Annotated in this window: 12 protein-coding genes; 3 read left to right on the top strand and 9 right to left on the bottom strand. The window is 36.9% G+C overall.

The features are described 5' to 3' along the window. The first annotated feature begins 17 nt into the window (after positions 1-17). Positions 18-848 carry a class I SAM-dependent methyltransferase gene (locus tag BUA76_RS09565; RefSeq protein WP_072884586.1) on the top strand — a complete coding sequence of 277 codons (831 nt, stop codon included), beginning with the start codon at positions 18-20 and terminating at the stop codon, positions 846-848. A gap of 1 nt (position 849) precedes the next feature. Here the strand turns inward: BUA76_RS09565 and BUA76_RS09560 are convergent, their stop codons facing one another. From BUA76_RS09560 to BUA76_RS09550, 3 genes are all read right to left on the bottom strand, one after another. Then, on the bottom strand, positions 850-1,602 hold the full coding sequence (locus tag BUA76_RS09560) for a polysaccharide deacetylase family protein (protein ID WP_072884585.1): 753 nt from the start codon (positions 1,600-1,602) through the stop codon (positions 850-852). A gap of 82 nt (positions 1,603-1,684) precedes the next feature. After that, complete coding sequence (locus BUA76_RS09555; RefSeq protein WP_072884584.1) at positions 1,685-2,638, bottom strand: NAD-dependent epimerase/dehydratase family protein; 954 nt, start codon at positions 2,636-2,638, stop codon at positions 1,685-1,687. 112 nt (positions 2,639-2,750) lie between these two features. Beyond that, complete coding sequence (locus BUA76_RS09550) at positions 2,751-5,606, bottom strand: TonB-dependent receptor plug domain-containing protein (RefSeq protein ID WP_072884583.1); 2,856 nt, start codon at positions 5,604-5,606, stop codon at positions 2,751-2,753. Between the two features lie 163 nt (positions 5,607-5,769). Here BUA76_RS09550 and ggt point away from each other — a divergent pair, with 163 nt between their 5' ends. Together ggt and BUA76_RS09540 are read left to right on the top strand one after the other, a co-directional pair. Further along, positions 5,770-7,458, top strand: a complete 1,689-nt coding sequence (ggt, locus tag BUA76_RS09545) for a gamma-glutamyltransferase (RefSeq protein ID WP_072884582.1) — start codon at positions 5,770-5,772, stop codon at positions 7,456-7,458. A 134-nt stretch (positions 7,459-7,592) separates the two neighbouring features. Continuing rightward, on the top strand, positions 7,593-8,873 hold the full coding sequence (locus BUA76_RS09540) for a dicarboxylate/amino acid:cation symporter (protein ID WP_072884581.1): 1,281 nt from the start codon (positions 7,593-7,595) through the stop codon (positions 8,871-8,873). Between the two features lie 324 nt (positions 8,874-9,197). Here BUA76_RS09540 and BUA76_RS09535 read toward each other — a convergent pair whose 3' ends face one another. The 6 genes from BUA76_RS09535 to gyrB all read right to left on the bottom strand — a co-directional run bounded on the left by BUA76_RS09535 (position 9,198) and on the right by gyrB (position 17,732). After that, positions 9,198-10,088: a diacylglycerol/lipid kinase family protein gene (locus tag BUA76_RS09535; RefSeq protein WP_394332942.1), complete on the bottom strand. Its 891-nt coding sequence runs from the start codon at positions 10,086-10,088 to the stop codon at positions 9,198-9,200. 5 nt (positions 10,089-10,093) lie between these two features. After that, positions 10,094-10,909, bottom strand: coding sequence for a hypothetical protein (locus tag BUA76_RS09530; RefSeq protein WP_072884580.1), 816 nt, complete (start codon positions 10,907-10,909; stop codon positions 10,094-10,096). A 23-nt stretch (positions 10,910-10,932) separates the two neighbouring features. After that, positions 10,933-11,760, bottom strand: coding sequence for an RsiV family protein (locus tag BUA76_RS09525; protein ID WP_072884579.1), 828 nt, complete (start codon positions 11,758-11,760; stop codon positions 10,933-10,935). Between the two features lie 76 nt (positions 11,761-11,836). Next, positions 11,837-13,768, bottom strand: coding sequence for a transglutaminase-like domain-containing protein (locus BUA76_RS09520; RefSeq protein ID WP_072884578.1), 1,932 nt, complete (start codon positions 13,766-13,768; stop codon positions 11,837-11,839). Between the two features lies 1 nt (position 13,769). After that, complete coding sequence (locus BUA76_RS09515; protein WP_072884577.1) at positions 13,770-15,662, bottom strand: DUF3857 domain-containing protein; 1,893 nt, start codon at positions 15,660-15,662, stop codon at positions 13,770-13,772. Positions 15,663-15,797: 135 nt separating this feature from the next. After that, positions 15,798-17,732 carry a DNA topoisomerase (ATP-hydrolyzing) subunit B gene (gene gyrB / locus BUA76_RS09510; RefSeq protein ID WP_072884576.1) on the bottom strand — a complete coding sequence of 645 codons (1,935 nt, stop codon included), beginning with the start codon at positions 17,730-17,732 and terminating at the stop codon, positions 15,798-15,800. Between the last annotated feature and the right edge of the window lie 141 nt (positions 17,733-17,873).

Below are 17,873 nucleotides of genomic sequence, written 5' to 3'. Positions count from 1 at the left end.
TTAATTAGTACCTTAAAATGAAAGATACCGGAGAAAGACATATCATTCATCAGCAATTTACCAATACATCTGAATTGTACCTTCACTTAATGCATATTGCAACTTATGAATACGCCAAAAACCTTGTAAAAGACAAAAAAGTTCTAGACTACGGATGCGGTTCAGGATATGGATCACATATGCTTTCTATGAATGCTGCAAGCGTTACTGGTGTTGACATCAGCAAGGAAGCGGTAGACTTTGCAAATAAGGAATATAGAGCTCACAATCTGAATTTTAAAACAATTGCTGAATTAGGAAATGAAAAGTTTGACGTTATTACCTCTTTCCAGGTTATTGAGCACGTTCCCGACGACAAAAAATACACTTCTGCGTTAAAACAGCTTTTGAATCCCGACGGCATAGTCATTATTTCAACGCCGGATAAAAAGCACAGGCTATTTAACTATATCCAGCAACCCTGGAATATTTTTCATCTGAAAGAATATACGCCTGAAAGCCTGGAAAAATTGCTTAAGAAGTATTTTGCACAGGTTGAAATTTTAAAAATAGGCTCAGATTCAGATTTAATTCTGGAAGAAATCAGAAGAACCAGAAAGCAACGAATAGCGGTACTTCCTGCCACTTTATCCATTTACCCTTATCCCGTGAGGGTTTTCCTTTTAAATGTTCAAAAAAAGATGTTTCAGCTTTTGAGAAAAATAAGGAAAGGTAATAAAAATACAGACCAGGTACTGGACAATACCTCAGTTGATTTCGCAGCACAGTATTCCCATAAAGATATTGTATTTAAAAAAGATATGAAGTATTCAACAGATCTTCTGGCTATATGTAAAAGTGAAGAATAGATTAAAAAATATAATCTTTCATGCGGGAAGTAGCCATTTCTTTCTCGTTGATCCAGCTCAGGAGGTCATCTAACTTGTCCTCCATTTTTTTTCCCGAATTCAGCCTCCTGTAAAAGGGAACATCAAAATGATATCTAGCGAAATCGGTAAACTGCCAGGAGTTTAAATAGATCAGCACAAACTCATCGTTTTTTAATGTTTCAAAAACCATATTTCGGTAATACTTCATCGGCAAAACCTGAAACACAAAATCATTATAAGGAAGCTGGCTGTAAGGGGAAATACTCTCCGGAACAATACTCAGTCCGTCCTGCTCAATAATCTCCGTATCTCTTTTAAGCCGTTTAAAAGGAAAAAGAATACCGGCGTTGTCAATATTTGAAATATAACTGAACTCCATTAATTTCAAACTTTCGTAAGAAATTTTGTTATCCTTCTGGCGAATTCCCTTAATTTGTTTTTCTAAAAAATCCTGAATAATTCTTTTCGTATTTTCTATTTCTTCAGAACTTGAATTCTGATTGTAAAAAGCAATCTCATGCCCTTGGGATGAAATTGCTTTTAGTAAGTTCCGGAGCTTTTCTACTAAAGAAATTTCTACAAAAAAGCTTGCTTTAATATCCTGCTTATCTAAAATCCTTAAAATAGCTTTGGTGTTATTTTCTGAAATTTTCAATCTTTCCTCATCAGAAACCTCAATGCCATTTTTACATTTTGCTTCGATGTTTACAATATTAAAAGTTAACAAAACCATTTAAAGTGAATTTTAAATAAAAAATATAAAGAATTAAAAATCAGATGTTAAATAAACTTGTATTTAAAATTATACTTTACTTCTAATTTTTGTTAAGTTTTACTCTTAGATTCTTAATCATATCCTTTGTCATTTCAGAAATTCCATATTCATAAGATAATCCCCAGTCTTTTTTTGCAACAGAATCATCAATGGATGCCGGCCAGGAATCTGCAATCTGCTGTCTGAAGTCAGGCTTATAATCGATTTCAAAATCCGGTATTTCTTTCTTAATTTCTTCTGCTAATTCTTTCGGAGTAAAAGACATTCCGCCTAAATTATACGAAGAACGTACGCTGAGATTTTCTTTCGGGGCTTCCATCAGTTTAAGCGTTGCATTGATCGCGTCATCCATATACAGCATTGGCATCCCGGTATTTTCAGAAATGAAACTTGTGTATTTTCCCTCTTCAATGGCTTCATAAAATATCTCTACGGCATAATCTGTGGTGCCTCCGCCTGCAGGAGTTTTCCAGGAAATAAGACCCGGATAACGAATACTTCTCACATCTACTCCATGCTTATCAAAATAATATTCGCACCATTTTTCTCCCGCCATTTTGGAGATTCCGTAAACGGTGGTTGGATTTAATACTACATCCTGACCTACATTTTCTTTTGGAATTCCTTTCCCGAATACAGCAATTGAACTTGGCCAGAAAATCTTCTGAATAAGGCCTTCTCTTGCCATTTCACAGAAATGAAGAAGCGGTTCAAGATTAAGCTTCCATGCAAAAACAGGCTGCTTTTCTGATGTACCGGACAATAATGAAGCCAAATGATATACTGTAGTGATTTCATAATCTTTAATGATCTGCCTCACCAGCTGTGTATTGGTTACATCCATTCTCTCATAATATCCTGCTGAAGTAATGCCCTTCTGCCATCTGTCAAGCCCAGAAGCGACTACATTTTCTGCTCCATGAATTTCAACAAGTCTGTTGGTAAGCTCGGTACCGATTTGTCCTAAGGCACCCGTTATAAGTATTTTTTCCATAGTCGATTCTTTTTACTATTATTAGATCTCGCAAAAGTAAAAAAATCAAGCCAACCAAAATAAAAAAGGTGCGTAAAACACACCTTTTTTCATTTATTCAAAGAACAAATCCTTAAAAGCTCATATTTATTCTTGCAAAAAGAAACCTTCCGTTCATTCCAAACTGAGAGACATTTCTTGAATAAACGAATTGATTAGCGTTTGACAAATCAATTGTAGACGGAGAGGCAGAATAAATTACATTACCGTTACTATCTACACCTGTAGCACGTCTTGCAGTCACGGGACCATAATTTTCAGTTGGATAAATATCAAATATATTATTGGCTCCCAAAGTAAGCTTAAATGATTCCGAGAAATTATAGGCCACCGAAAAATCGGTAATTAATTTACCATTCCAAACCGGATGCTCTACTTCCACAGCCTGCCCGTTAATCACTTCAGCCTGAATTACCCCATCTCCGTTTACATCTACAACGTTGGGATCTGTAACTTTTCCGAAAAATACATTTCTCAGAAGAAAATTCCATTTGTTTATTTCCAAAGAATTATTTAATGAAGCTTTAAATCTCGGAATCGCTTCCTCAACATATATCCTGCTCGCCTCTGAATAATATCTGTTAATTTGTCCCGCATTCACCAAAATATCAGAACCGTTAATATCTCCAACCCTGTTTGTCTTAGAAACCGTAACAGCCAAATCTGAATTCAACGAAAGCTTTCCTACGGAAGCTTTATGGGAAATCACAGCTTCCATACCTTTGGTCTGCGTATCAATAGCATTAGCAAAAAAGGTAGCCGCCGTTGCGTTCGCCGCATCAAAAGCCAGCTGAAGGTTTCTAAGAGGAGTACCATCCGCATAAGTTCCTGAAGGCCTTGAAAATTGGTCTGTAAGAACAACTCTGTCATTTACTCTAATATAATATCCATCCAGAGTTAGACTAAGCTTAGCAGTGGGAAATTTAGCTGTAAAACCCGCAGAATAACTTTTGGATTCTTCCTGTTTCAGCTGCGGTATACCTAATATTTCTGCAGCATTTGAATCGTTTGAAAAAGTACCTACTTCAAAAGGAACCCCTCCCACAAACTGTGTGGAAGTGGAATTAAAATACAGCTGCTGTAAAGACGGCGCTCTGAATCCTGTGGAATGCGCTGCCCTAAAATTCAATTTTTCCGTGATTTTATAGCGGGTAGCTATTTTATAATTAAATGTAGAACCAAAATCCGAATAATGCTCATACCGCAATGCTGCACTTACCAGCCATTTGTCTGTAATATCCAGTTCCGTATCTGTATAAAGAGCCATGGAATTTCTTCCTTTACTTAAAGCATTTTCCGGTCTGAATCCCGGGAAAACCTGTGCACCACCAGGTCTTGTATTCCCAAAAAAATCGGTAGGTTTTAAAGATGCTGTAGTGGAAGAGGTCTGTATATTCCCGTTGATGTCATAAAGGGCCCAGGAAGCTTCTTCCCCATTTTTTATTTTAAAATTTTCGAACCTTGCTTCTCCCCCAAAGGCAATATTCAGCCCTTTCAGCCAATCCACTTTAGTATCAAAATCTGCATTAATGGTATTTTGTGAAAAACCAAGACCTCCGGCATCAAAACTGGTCTTACCAGGATATTTCATACTTGCATTAGCCGTATTTTCAATGGTATAATCGAAAGTATTTTTTCCGAAAGTGTTGCTAATATCGTAGTTAACATTTCCCAGTTTTCCTTTGAAACCAGCAGCAAAAGATAAATCAATAACATCAGAAGATATTTCCGGCAAAAAACCATTCGGATAAATGGAAGTTGATGTTCTGTTTTGATTGGGCAACCTGTAAAAACCTGCTGCATTACCACTTCTGTAAGAATATCCTCCAAAAGCATACCCTCTTATCCCAGAAGCTACGTCAAACTCAGAATTCACAAACAGCTGACCGCTTGTAAGCCTGGATTGCCCTACTCTCATATTGAAATCCTTCCGTGTTAATCTTCTATAATCCAACTCGTTATTAGTAACATCAAAATTCAATGCAGTCTGCATGGCAGCAATAGTATTTGCATTTTGAATCTGATTGAGCTGCTGTGCAGTAAAATAGGAAACTTCTTGAGAATATTGTTTAATATAATTAAGAATCTGACTGGAATTAGGAGTATTATTAATATTGCTAAAAAGTGAAGAAATATTTACCCCGTCATTAAGAGCACGCTGTTCAATCGCGTTATAAGCATTGAATATATTGGATGTATTTTCTCTTGCCCTTCTTGTATCATCCCTATTCATTAAACTTACGGTAAAATTAATAAATCCGTTTTTACCCAGATTAGTTCCGTAATTAAGATCCAGCTGATACTTTTCCCCGTCCCAGCCTCCGGAATGATCATTGGAGCCTTTAGAATTAAATCCTCCGGCCGTAATGGCTGCAGTGAATTTTTTGGTGTTTTTTTTCATCAGCACATTGATAACTCCCGCAATAGCATCAGAGCCATATTGCGCAGAAGCACCATCTCTTAACACTTCGAGTCTATCGATGGCAAAAGCCGGAATCGCATTTAGATCCGTCCCTACAGAGCCTCTTCCAGGCGAGCCATTAATATTCACCAATGAAGAAGTATGCCTTCTCTTCCCATTGAGTAAAACCAGAACCTGATCCGGGCCCAATCCTCTCAACTGAGCCGGATCAATATGATCAGTTCCATCTGCAACTGTAGTAGAATTTGAGGTAAATGAAGGGGCAGCATAATTCAGGATCTGATTGAGATCAGTTTGCGGACTCAGAACGGATTGCGAATTGATATTGATAACATCTACCGGAACGGGTGTATCTGTAGCAACACGGCTTTTGTTCCTGGAGCCTACCGTAATCTTAACTTCTTCTACCGTATTGATTTTTAAGCTGTCATTTACTTGAGCGCTAACATTACCCGAAACAAAAAACAAAACACCGATCAAAATAATTTTTTGATAATTTTTTCTCATAATTATATGTTTTTATAGTATATTTAATTTTCAAACATAATAATAAAAATTCATTTAAATGAAAATTTGACAAATAAATAAGTCGTTTTGTTTAAATAAAATCATTTATTTAACATAATTATTGATAATTGTACATTAGAAAATAAAATTTATCTTATACCCTATGAAAAAGATAGTAATAGTAATTATCCTTTCGACATACAATATTTGTTCTTCCCAATTCACCTCATTTAATATTGTAAAAGAAGTTAAAGTTAAAAATAAAGGCGTTGTTGTCTCGGCACATCCCCTGGCCAGCGAGGCAGGCGCTAAAATATTGAAGATGGGAGGAAATGCTTATGACGCTATTGTTGCCACTCAGTATGCGCTTGCAGTAGTTTACCCGCAGGCCGGAAATATCGGCGGCGGCGGCTTTTTGGTAGGGATAAAAAATACCGGTGAAAAATTTACACTTGATTATCGCGAGACTGCACCTTCGCAAGCTTCACATGATATGTATCTTGATAAATCAGGAAAGGCAGATACAGACCTTTCTCAAAACGGGAGACTTGCGGTAGGAGTTCCGGGAAGTGTAGCCGGTTTTTTTGCAACACTGAAGCATTGCAGGCTACCGATGGAACAGCTGATTCAGCCGGCAATAGACTTAGCAGAAAAGGGATTTGCTATTACCCGCCAGGAAGCTGATCTCCTAAACGCCAATAAAGAAAAATTTGTACGCCACAATAAAACGAATATTGCTTTTGTAAAAAATATTCCCTGGAAAACCGGAGACCTGCTTATTCAGAAAGAATTGGCTGAAACTTTAAAACGCATCCAGAAATCCGGTCAAAAAGGATTTTATGAAGGAAAAACTGCTGAACTTCTGGTTGCCGAAATGAAAAAAGGCAACGGAATTATTACGTCTGCAGATCTTATCAATTATAAAGTTGTAGAAAGGAAAGCACTTGAATTTGATTATAAAGGAAACCAGATCATATCTATGCCGCTGCCATCAAGCGGAGGTATACTTCTGGCACAAATGCTGAAAATGGCATCTTATGAAAATCTGGAAAAATACCAGCAGAATTCTACAAAAGCCGTGCAGATTATGGTGGAAGCAGAAAGAAGAGCTTATGCCGACAGGGCAGAATATATGGGAGATCCCGCTTTCATCCAGGATAAAACTTCATATCTTATTTCAGATGAATACTTAAAAAACAGATGGAAAAGTTTCAGCTTTGATAAAGCAACTCCAAGTGCTGAAGTCGGGAAAATCATAAAACAACCTAAAGAATCAACAGAGACTACGCATATTTCAGTGATTGATAAAGAGGGTAATGCAGCTGCCGTAACAACAACCCTGAATGGTTTGTACGGAAGTAAAGTTGTGGTTTCCGGTGCAGGTTTTTTTCTAAATAACGAAATGGACGATTTTTCCATTAAGCCAGGTGTTCCGAATATGTTCGGAGCCGTGGGCGGAGAAGCAAATTCTATACAGCCTAATAAAAGAATGCTTTCTTCAATGACTCCCACAATTATTGTGAAAAACGGAAAACCTTATATGGTTGTCGGAACACCAGGAGGAACAACAATTCCTACTTCTGTTTATCAGTCTATTGTGAATGTAGTAGATTTTAAACTCAGTGCCAATATGTCTGTCAACGCTCCGAAATTCCATCATCAGTGGCTTCCGGAAACGGTTGCTTTTGAAAAGAACTTCCCTGAAACCACTATTAAAGCTATGGAAAAGTTAGGTTACAAAGCGGAAAAATGGGGTCAGATCGGGAGAACAGAGATGATTATGGTTGATGATGAAGGGAATATCCATGCTGTTGCGGATGGCAGAGGCGATGATTCTGTAGCGGTGGAATAACAATTTGAGTATTTTCTTCAAGAATTTTGATGATTTAGTTTCGGCGGAGCCAAAGGCTCCGCCGAAACTTTTACTGATATTTATCATCATAAACAGTATTTTTTTCATAATTTCCGTTCTTCAAAACAATTTCATTGAAAGCAAAAAAACTTTATCAGCAGCTTTATTTTCAGGTGGTGGTCGCTATAATTGCCGGAATTCTTTTAGGAAGATATTATCCCGAACTGGGAGAAAAAATGAAACCTTTGGGTGACGGATTTATCAAACTGGTAAAAATGATCATTGCTCCGGTAATTTTCATCACCCTTACATTAGGAATTGCCCATATGACAGATCTGAAAAAAGTAGGAAGAATTGCCATTAAAGCCATGATCTACTTTTTAACCTTTTCAACATTGGCACTGATTATCGGGCTTGTAGTTGGAAATATTCTACAGCCTGGCCATGGACTGAATATAGATCCTGCTACCCTTTCCGGAGATGTCTCGCAATACCAACAGAAAGCACATGAATCTACCCTTACCGGATTCATCATGAATATTATCCCCGAAACACTTTTCAGTCCGCTGGTGGGAGAAAATATCCTTCAGGTTCTTCTGGTAGCCATTTTGATGGGGATTGCTTTGGTTTTAACAAAAGAAAAAAGCGGGAAAGTAACCGAATTCCTGCAAGATCTTTCCACGCCGGTTTTTAAAATTGTTCATATGCTGATGAAGCTGGCTCCGATTGGGGCATTTGGGGCAATGGCATTTACAATCGGCAAATATGGGCTTCATTCTGTTTTGAATCTTCTATTTCTGGTGGGAACTTTCTACATTACTTCCGCATTGTTTGTGGTATTAATTTTAGGCGCTGTGGCTTGGTATAATGGGTTTAATATTTTCAAACTGATGTATTACCTTAAAGAGGAACTGCTATTGGTTTTAGGAACCAGTTCGTCCGAATCTGCACTTCCCGGAATTATGGAAAAACTGGAAAAAGCGGGTTGTTCAAGAGCTATTGTAGGATTGGTGGTTCCAACGGGATATTCTTTCAATCTGGATGGCACTAATATTTACATGACCCTGGCATCTTTATTTATCGCCCAGGCTCTCAATATTCATCTTCCGATTGAAAAGCAGATTATGCTGCTGTTAGTAGCGATGTTGAGCTCAAAAGGCGCTGCAGGAGTTACCGGAGCAGGTTTTGTGACATTAGCTGCAACGTTGGCCGTTGTTCCTGAAATTCCTATTGCGGGAATGACTTTAATTTTGGGAATTGATAAATTCATGAGTGAATGCCGTGCCTTAACCAATGTAATCGGCAATTCCGTAGCAACGGTTGTAGTTGCCAACTGGGAAAAACAACTGGATAAGGATCAGCTGCAGTATTCTTTGAATCATCCCGCTAATATTGAAAAAAAGCTTGAGGTATAGTTCATCATTAGTTGCTTATGAATGCATCTGGTCTTGTATAAACTGCCATTTTAGTCTCAATCGTGCGATATGTCTGAGCTTGCGGTATTCGGCGGCGGCTTCGCCGCCGCCGAATACCGGAAAAGCGAGTAGCGAAAGCGAGAAAAAGCTTCCAATAAAAATAAAAGTATAGCTTTTCGATGTAATCAAATTGCTCCTTAAAAAATGATAAATACAATTCGACGGAGTCCAAAGCTTCCAATAAAATATATATCGCTTTTCGATGTAATCAAATAGCTACTAAAAATTAATAGAAAAAATTCATTTGAATAGGAATATCCGTATTTAAATTAAAATATTCAGACTCGAAGGCTGCACTTTTACATGAATAGGTGACTTTATCTTATTGAATTCACCGTCAATATGCCAGTTTTTGGTATTTACCTTAAATTCCACTTCTGATACAGGGAGATACGTAATATAGCTGTCATCTTTCAGTTTTTTGGTAAACATTCTGAATGCAAATAGCGGGGAATACGTGATCGGAAATTTTTTAACCAAAACCATATCCACCAGTCCGTCACTTTTGCTAGCATGGGGTGCTATGTACGCATTATTCCCAAACTGGCGCGTGTTGGCAATATTTACCATGAGGTATTTACCATCATATTCTCTATACTTTTCATCCAAAAATTTAACTTTTTTGGGCTTATATTTGAAGAATGTTTTGAGGGAAACTTTAATGTAATTTTTAAAACCCCGCGTTGTTTTTTCAAATTCTTTTACCACTTTTCCGTCGAAACCGGTGCCGGAAACGTTAATGGAAAGTCTTCCGTTGATGGTAAAAGTATCAATTTTTCTGGATTTCTTTCCTTTGAGCTTTTCTAGAAGTTCATCAAGATTTCTGCTGAAATTGGTCTCATTGGAAAATCCGTTTCCGGAGCCTGCCGGAAAAATAGCCAGAATTTTTTGTGTATTGATGAGATTACGGGCTACCGTTGAAATAGTTCCGTCTCCTCCTATCGCTACAAAAATATCAACTTCAGAAAAATGGTTCCGAATAAAATCGTCTGTTCCCAAAATGGATTCTGAAATATAATACAAAGGAGTTTTCACCTTGGCATGCAGTTCAGTAAGAAACGGCTGATAGTTTCTCTTGGCCGAAAAGGGATTGATAATGAAGGCTACTTTTTCCATTGATGCAAAAATAAAAAATGCTTTCAGATTAGAAAGCATTAAATTCAGTTAATTTTCATTCTTCTGGCAAAGTCCGGCTTAATATATCCGCTTAGATCTTCCCATGAAATGGTGAGAATAATATCTCCGATATCATAATTATGGCTGATCTCATTCATATTGTAATGAAAATACAGGTTGGAATCATCAAAATAAAAATTCTTGGTCACCGGAAAGGTAATAGAAGAAAGAACAGCATAGGCCTCCCGGTCATAGGTTTTAATCTGCTGCATCATGGTTGTTTTCTCAAGGCTCAGTTTTAATATTCTTCGGATGGTTTCTTCAGAAAGAACTACTACATCTGATAATTCAAGCTTTTTCTGATTTTTAAAATCGAAAACTTTTTCTTCATAATGATACTGAACTTTACTCTCATTCAGAAACTGACTGTTATAATATTGAATAGCTACATAATTATTTCTGTTCATACGCACGTTCATCTGAGAGATGTAAGACCATTGCTTTTGCTGTTTTACATCCGGCAGTCCACGAGAGTTTTTAGTTCGGTCAAAAACGGATTCTTTTTCTTTATCAATATAATCCTGAAGTCCATTTTTGGAGTAATCTGATATTTTTTTCCCGGAATAAATTTGTGCAAGAAGTTTTTTATTTTCAAGATCGGGAAACCACAACACCTTAGATGAATAGCGCAATACCACCGAATCAGAAATTTGCAGGGTATCTTCTTCTATGGCAGAATCTATATTAATCCTTCCAAATCCGTTTTTTTCAGAATTTTTATTTTCATTTCCAAATTCTTTGCAGGCAAAAAATACTGAAATCAAAGCCAACATCCATATGACATACGTTTTTTTCATCATTTATGCATTGATCTTAATATTGGCTAATAGGTTATCCCCATTCTTTTTTCGAATTCAGGATTGATGGTTCCTTTTAGCTCTGTCCATGAAATAGGAATGGTAATATCTCCTGCAGCAAAGGCGGCAATTTCGTAAGGACTGTAATGGAAATACAGGTTTTTTTCATCAAAATAAAAATTTTCCGTTGCAGGAATCACATCTACCAAAAGCATTTCCGAATTATTTACTGCTCCGGTGTTATCTGTAGTTCCGCTGTTTATTTTATTAATGTTTTTCAGCAGCAAAGCTTCAATTTTTGAGACAGACATGCTGGTAATATCTTTTAGCTGAAGCTTTTTACCGTTTTTTACATCAAATACTCTTTCCGAAAAACCATAATTGTCATGAGCACCTCCTTCATAAGAACTCCAGATATACTGAATATGCAAATAATCGTGCAGCTTTGATTTCAGCTTCATTGCTTTATCGGAATACCATTCCTGGGAAAAACTTATATCTGAAATCCAGTCTTTGGAATCTTTTTTAATAGTGTTGAAGTATTCGGTTTTATCTTTTTCAAGCCATGTTAGAATGCCGTTTTTCGAAAAATCACGGATGTTCTTTTCTCCGAAATAAATACTGTCCAGAAGCGTTTTGTTTTTAATATCAGGAAATACCAGCATTGTAGCTGAAAATTTAACCTTAAGGGAATCGCTCAATTTCAAAGAATCACTCACTTTTACAGAATCTACCGTAAATGTGTTTGTGTGAACAGAGTCATTCTTAATAATTTCCGTGCTGCTGTTTTCGTTTTTTTTACATGAAACGATAAAAAGCGCTGAAAGAGCAAGAGCGGCTATACTGTTTTTCATAATCCTTTTTCTACATACATGCAAAAACCATTCAAAAAATGAATGGTTTTCAACTTATTTTAAAAATTATATTGTTTTATTTTTTCACCAGGCTTATTACCTGATTTTCCTGCTTGGATGCCACGCCCCAAATCTGTTTGAATGCAGGATAATATTCTTTTGGATAATTTGGGCTCAAAACTTTTGTAGTAGAAACAATTTCCAGGTTATTCCCTTTTTTCTCGGCAATATAACTGTACTCGATTTCTTTATCTTCCGTCACTATCTTTTTGTTTTTAGGCATTTCTTCAATTGTGTATCCTTCCGGAATTTCAAGAACAACTTTTTTGACCCGCGTAAAAGGGGTAGTAAAATCAATCATGTATTTTCTCTCTTCCGTCTGATCAAATTCATTGGAATTCTTATTCAGGAAAAGCATTGGGTTAATAATGATTTTCTTTCCTACTTTATCTATCAGGTTTTCGGATGAAAACTTCATGGTACTTTCAAAATCACCGTTCTCCATAACTTTAGAATCAATATCAGTAAAGTCTATAGAGAAATTCTCTTTGTATTGTTTTTTGTATTTATCGGCGTTTTCATCGTAGAATTCTTTGGCAAACATAGCATACGTTCCGGTATCTCTGTCTGAATAACTTCCGGAAATGCTTCCGTCATCATTAATTTTAGCCGTTGCCGTGAGATAGGTAAAGCTTGCCTTGGCATTGCTCATGGTAACCTGCTGAACTTTATCTTTAGAGATAAGAATCCCGAATTGATTCCAATCTCTTGGAGGAAGCTGATCGATAGACGACTGTTTTACCGTAGCATCAAACAAATGAATACCGTCTTTCGTCTGGATTGCTGCAATTACAAAATTCATTTTAGAAACATTGGGAGAAGCAAGATTGATCAATCCGTTACCTATCGTAGAAATAACAAGAGGATCTGCTTTTAAACCGGCCTCACGAAGCAACATTACCAGGAAAAGATTCATCTCAGCAGCATTTCCTGTTTTAGTTTCGAGCATTTTTTTAATACCGTCTTCCACATACAGGCCTGCATCTTTATTCCAGGTAAAAGTATTTTTTACATAATTAAAAATGGCATTGGCTTTATCCAATTCATTGGAAATACCGGCAATATTAGCCGGCATATTATCTTTGGCAAGCTTTGTTTTCTTCAGCTCTCCTCCAAAATCTTCACTTTCATAAAGACGTTCTTTAATCTGTTCCCATGATGAAGAATAGAGTTTCAGCTCCCTAAAATTTGTAGAGTGAAGCTCAGCACCTATTTTTGTTCTGTAATTTCTGTCATTGTTTACAAACTTTTCCGTTTTGAATGATTTCAAATTTTCATAAGCAAACCTATAAGTTCTGTAGTTTGCTCCATACAATAGCCTTTCATCAACTTCTTTATATTTTGGGAGCAAAGAACCAGTATAGTTAAGATTGTAGGCAATATTTGACGGACTGTCCAAAATGTATTCCGTGTAAAGAGAAGGGGTATCCGTTTCAATCAAAATTTCGGGAATAATGAACAGAAAGGGTGATATCACTTCATACTGATATTCAATAACAGACCCGTTTTTCACATTAGGGAATGCAAGCTTGCTGATAGAAATATTTTTGCTTTCTTTACTTTTATATTTTGATGTTTTGTCAACTTTGGTGGCAACCGCAGCTCCGTTTTCAAGATTATAGGTAAATGCCTTCATTTTGGAAAGTGATTCCTGGTCACTTCCGTTCTGATAAAGCGGTATTTCGACATTCAACCAATCTTCAGCTTTATCTTTATCATAAATTTTTACCCTGTAAAATGTATTTTTGATGAGATTACCGGTGGTGTTATCAATACTGAAATGTAATGATCTGTAAAGAATTTCCGCCGGAGCATTTTCATCCAGAGTTGATTTCTGTTTCGATAAATCTGCATCATTGAATTTTGGAGGATCGAGAAATTTATGTTTTTGAGCATTCACAAAAATAAATTGAGCTGAGCAAAGAGCGATGAATACTATTTTTTTCATGTTAAATTTTAGATATTAAAACTTTTGAGTTGTCTATGTTAATTGTTTTTTTTCTGAAATTGATATAATCATTATATTTCTCTTTCGGGTAAATACCTTTATTGATTCTGATGGATCTTGTGACCTTCAGGGATTCTGCGTTTTTCACAAAACTCAGCTTATAGGTTCCGAATTCTGAATTCAACACAACATTTTCGGGAAGCTCTTCTACTTTATATTGCTGCGGGAGGATAAAGCTTACTTCATATTCATCTTCAAAAGATTGTCTTAGTTCGAAAGGCAATTCTCTGTTTTCTTCATTTTTATAAACATTATTCGAAAAAATAGGAACTGCTCTGAAAATAATACTGTTTCCCGCATTTTTAGAATAATTGTTGGCTTTGAAATCCAGGTCGTATTTCGCAACTGCATTATCTTTATCATTCAGGAAATTTTTCATCTCAATTTTCTCGAAATGCAAAACATCCAACATACTTTTTACCGCTTCGGTTCGTTCTTTTGAAGACATGGAAGCAAGAGCAAGATTATTATCATACTGAATTCCGGTATAAGAAAAACTTCCTTCACCGAGAATGCTGTTATCTTCATTGATTTTGATTGTAAGCTTCTGTTTTTCTTTACTTTGTTCAGCGGAATAATCCGGAGTATCAATCAGTTCAATTCCATCTTTTCTGATCGAAAGAACGTTTCTTGCCGTTGTATTGTAGCTTAAATGATTAAATGCCACTTGCTGAGAAGTATTTTCCAGCCATATATTTCCTTTTTCTGTTGGCACCATTAAAATAACGTGATTGCCACCCATCTTTGGGAAATCCTTATCAAAAGATACAGGCGAAGCATTTGAATTGACCACTGAATAATACGAAGGAATACCGGCTTCATCCAGCAAAGTTTTCATATAATTGGTAAGCCCTTTACAGTCACCATATCCTTTTTTCTGCACTTCATCAGGAAGCATAGGCTGCCATCCTCCTATCCCAAGCGCAACAAAGATATATCTTGTTTTAGCCTGCATATGCTGATATAATTTTTTCACCTTTTCTTCTGTTGTTCCCTTAAGATCAAGGCTCATTACTTCAGCTTTAATAGCAGGTGTAGATACGGAAACCGGCTGTAAGATACTATTGTAATACCAGCTTCCAAAATCTCCCCAGCTGTTGATACTTCCCTGCTTTCCTTCAAGGTTGAATTTCGTTAAAGCAAAGCTTACTTTGGGTAAAATTTTTACGGGTTGAGGCAGTAAAAATACGTCATCTATAGCCGGAACATTTTTATAGGTATAGGTTTTTTCGCCAGCACTTTCACTTTCAGTTACGGCAGTATAATTATAGGCTGACGGATAAATTTTTGTTTTAAGGTCTATTCCGGATTTATTAATGATTTTCATCTGCGCTTCTTCCAATGACACTTTCGTTGATCTGAAAGGAGTAAAATCCGGTAAGAACACCGTATTTTCATCACCGATCTGGTAAGAAAATTCAACGGTGTAAGGATATTGTGTGGCCATATAAGGCATAACCATCACCCTACTGTCCGAATAAAATGTTCCCTGATTGTTGTTGGCAAAATCACTGAAATCGGATTTGGAAAAAGACTTTATTTTTTTCCCGGCTTCATCATAGATATTCACCTTCACATCGGAAATACTGTTTCCTTTTTCATAGGGGATGAACACTTGCGCATCCGAATCTCCATCTTTATTAAGAACTGTTGTTACGGTATAGTATTGGTATCTGATATCATCGATCTTATTGATCTGAACAGTAGTGAAATCTTTTCTGATAACTGCGTCTGCATTCTTCTTCAAATTTTCAGGAATTGCCGAAGCAGGAAAGCTCTGTGCATAATACAATGATGCTGTGGAAAGAGCTACGGTACAAAGTATTTTAATCATGGTTATTAAAATTTAGCAAAAATAAGAAAATCCCATTAAGTGTTATAATTATTTTTTTATGTTAAACAAGAATTAAAATAAAAGTAAAAAGACCTCATTTATTGAGGCCTTTTTATTATGTTAAATGCTATTCTATTATGCATCAATTTTTGCATATTTTGCATTCTTTTCAATAAATTCTCTCCTCGGAGGAACCTCATCTCCCATAAGCATGGAGAAAACACTGTCCGCTTCTACGGCATTATCAATAGTTACCTGCTTAAGGATTCTGTGTTCAGGGTTAAGAGTTGTTTCCCAAAGCTGTTCAGGATTCATTTCTCCAAGACCTTTGTAACGCTGCACTTCCACTCCTTTACCGTCCGGAGACATTTCGAGGGTAAATTCTTCACGCTCCTTTTCGTTGTAAGCATATACTTTTTTGTTTCCTTTTTTCAGTAAATACAAAGGCGGCTGGGCAATATAAATATACCCGTTCTCAATCAGCTCTTTCATATATCTGAAGAAGAAAGTCAGGATCAGGGTAGAAATGTGAGATCCGTCGATATCGGCATCGGTCATGATTACGATTTTATGATATCTCAGCTTAGCCATATTCAATGCCTTGCTGTCTTCCTCTGTTCCAACGGAAACACCAAGAGCGGTATAAATATTTTTGATTTCCTCGTTATCATATACTTTATGAAGCATTGATTTTTCAACATTCAGAATCTTTCCTCTTAATGGAAGAATCGCCTGGAAGAATCTGTCGCGGCCCTGTTTTGCCGTTCCTCCTGCTGAATCTCCCTCTACAAGGAAGATTTCAGATTCTGCAGGATCTTTTGAGGAGCAGTCAGACAATTTTCCCGGAAGTCCGGAGCCTCCCATCGGAGATTTTCGCTGAACCATTTCGCGGGCTTTCTTTGCTGCCTGTCTTGCTTTTGCCGCTAAAACCACTTTTTGAACAATCTGCTTCGCTTCAGTAGGATTTTCTTCAAGGAAATTGGTTAACATTTCCCCTACGATTTTATCTACCGCACCGGAAACTTCTGAGTTACCGAGTTTAGTTTTAGTTTGTCCTTCAAACTGAGGTTCCATCACTTTTACAGAAATCACAGCTGTTAATCCTTCACGGAAATCATCACCGGTAACCTCTACTTTTTCTTTTTGCGGAATGCCCAGATCATCGGCGTATTTTTTAAGGGTTCTCGTTAAAGCCCGTCTGAAACCCGCAAGGTGAGTCCCTCCTTCATGCGTATTGATATTATTAACATACGAGTGAAGATTTTCAGTAAATGATGTGTTATAACGCATGGCTACCTCCACCGGAATATCATCTCTTTCGCCCTCCATGAAGATTACATTCTCCATGATGGATTCACGGTTTCCGTCGATGTAGGCAACAAATTCCTTTAATCCGCCTTCGGAATGAAAAACTTCAGATCTGAAAGATCCGTCTTCAAGCTTCTCTCTTTCATCCGTTAAGGTGATCGTAATTCCTTTATTAAGGTAAGAAAGTTCTCTTAAACGGGTTGCTAAGGTATCATAGTTATAAACCAGTTCGGTAAAAATAGTATCATCCGGCTGGAAGAACTGCTTGGTTCCTCGTTTGTCACTGTTCCCGATTTCTTCAACACCGGTTTGTGCTTTTCCTCTGGAATAGATCTGTTGATAAATGTTTCCATCTCTGTAAACGGTTGTTACCATTTCATTGGAAAGTGCATTCACACAAGAAACCCCAACACCGTGGAGACCTCCGGAAACCTTATACGAATCTTTATCGAACTTACCTCCGGCCCCGATTTTAGTCATTACAACCTCAAGAGCAGATTTTTGTTCTTTTTCATGGAAGTCTACCGGAATACCTCTACCGTTGTCACTTACTTCAATTCCGTTTCCTTCTTTAATGCTGACAAAGATGGTGTCGCAGTATCCTGCCAAAGCCTCGTCAATAGAATTATCCACTACTTCATAAACCAAATGATGCAGGCCTCTTACCCCTACATCACCAATGTACATTGAAGGACGCATACGAACGTGTTCCATCCCTTCCAATGCCTGAATACTACTAGCTGTATATTGTTTCTGACTCATATAAAATATTAAAAATTTTGCTAAATGCAAAGACCCACAAATATCGTGATTTTTTTCGAGGTATGAAAGTTAAAATGTGTCAAAAACCTATAGACTTTTCCACAGAAACGGAATAGAATTTAGCCATAAAAAATACAAAGT

This window comes from Chryseobacterium takakiae, from assembly GCF_900129385.1.
Classification (GTDB): domain Bacteria; phylum Bacteroidota; class Bacteroidia; order Flavobacteriales; family Weeksellaceae; genus Chryseobacterium; species Chryseobacterium takakiae.
Note: the sequence above shows the minus strand (reverse complement) of the source record. Positions and strands in the feature narration are given on the sequence as shown.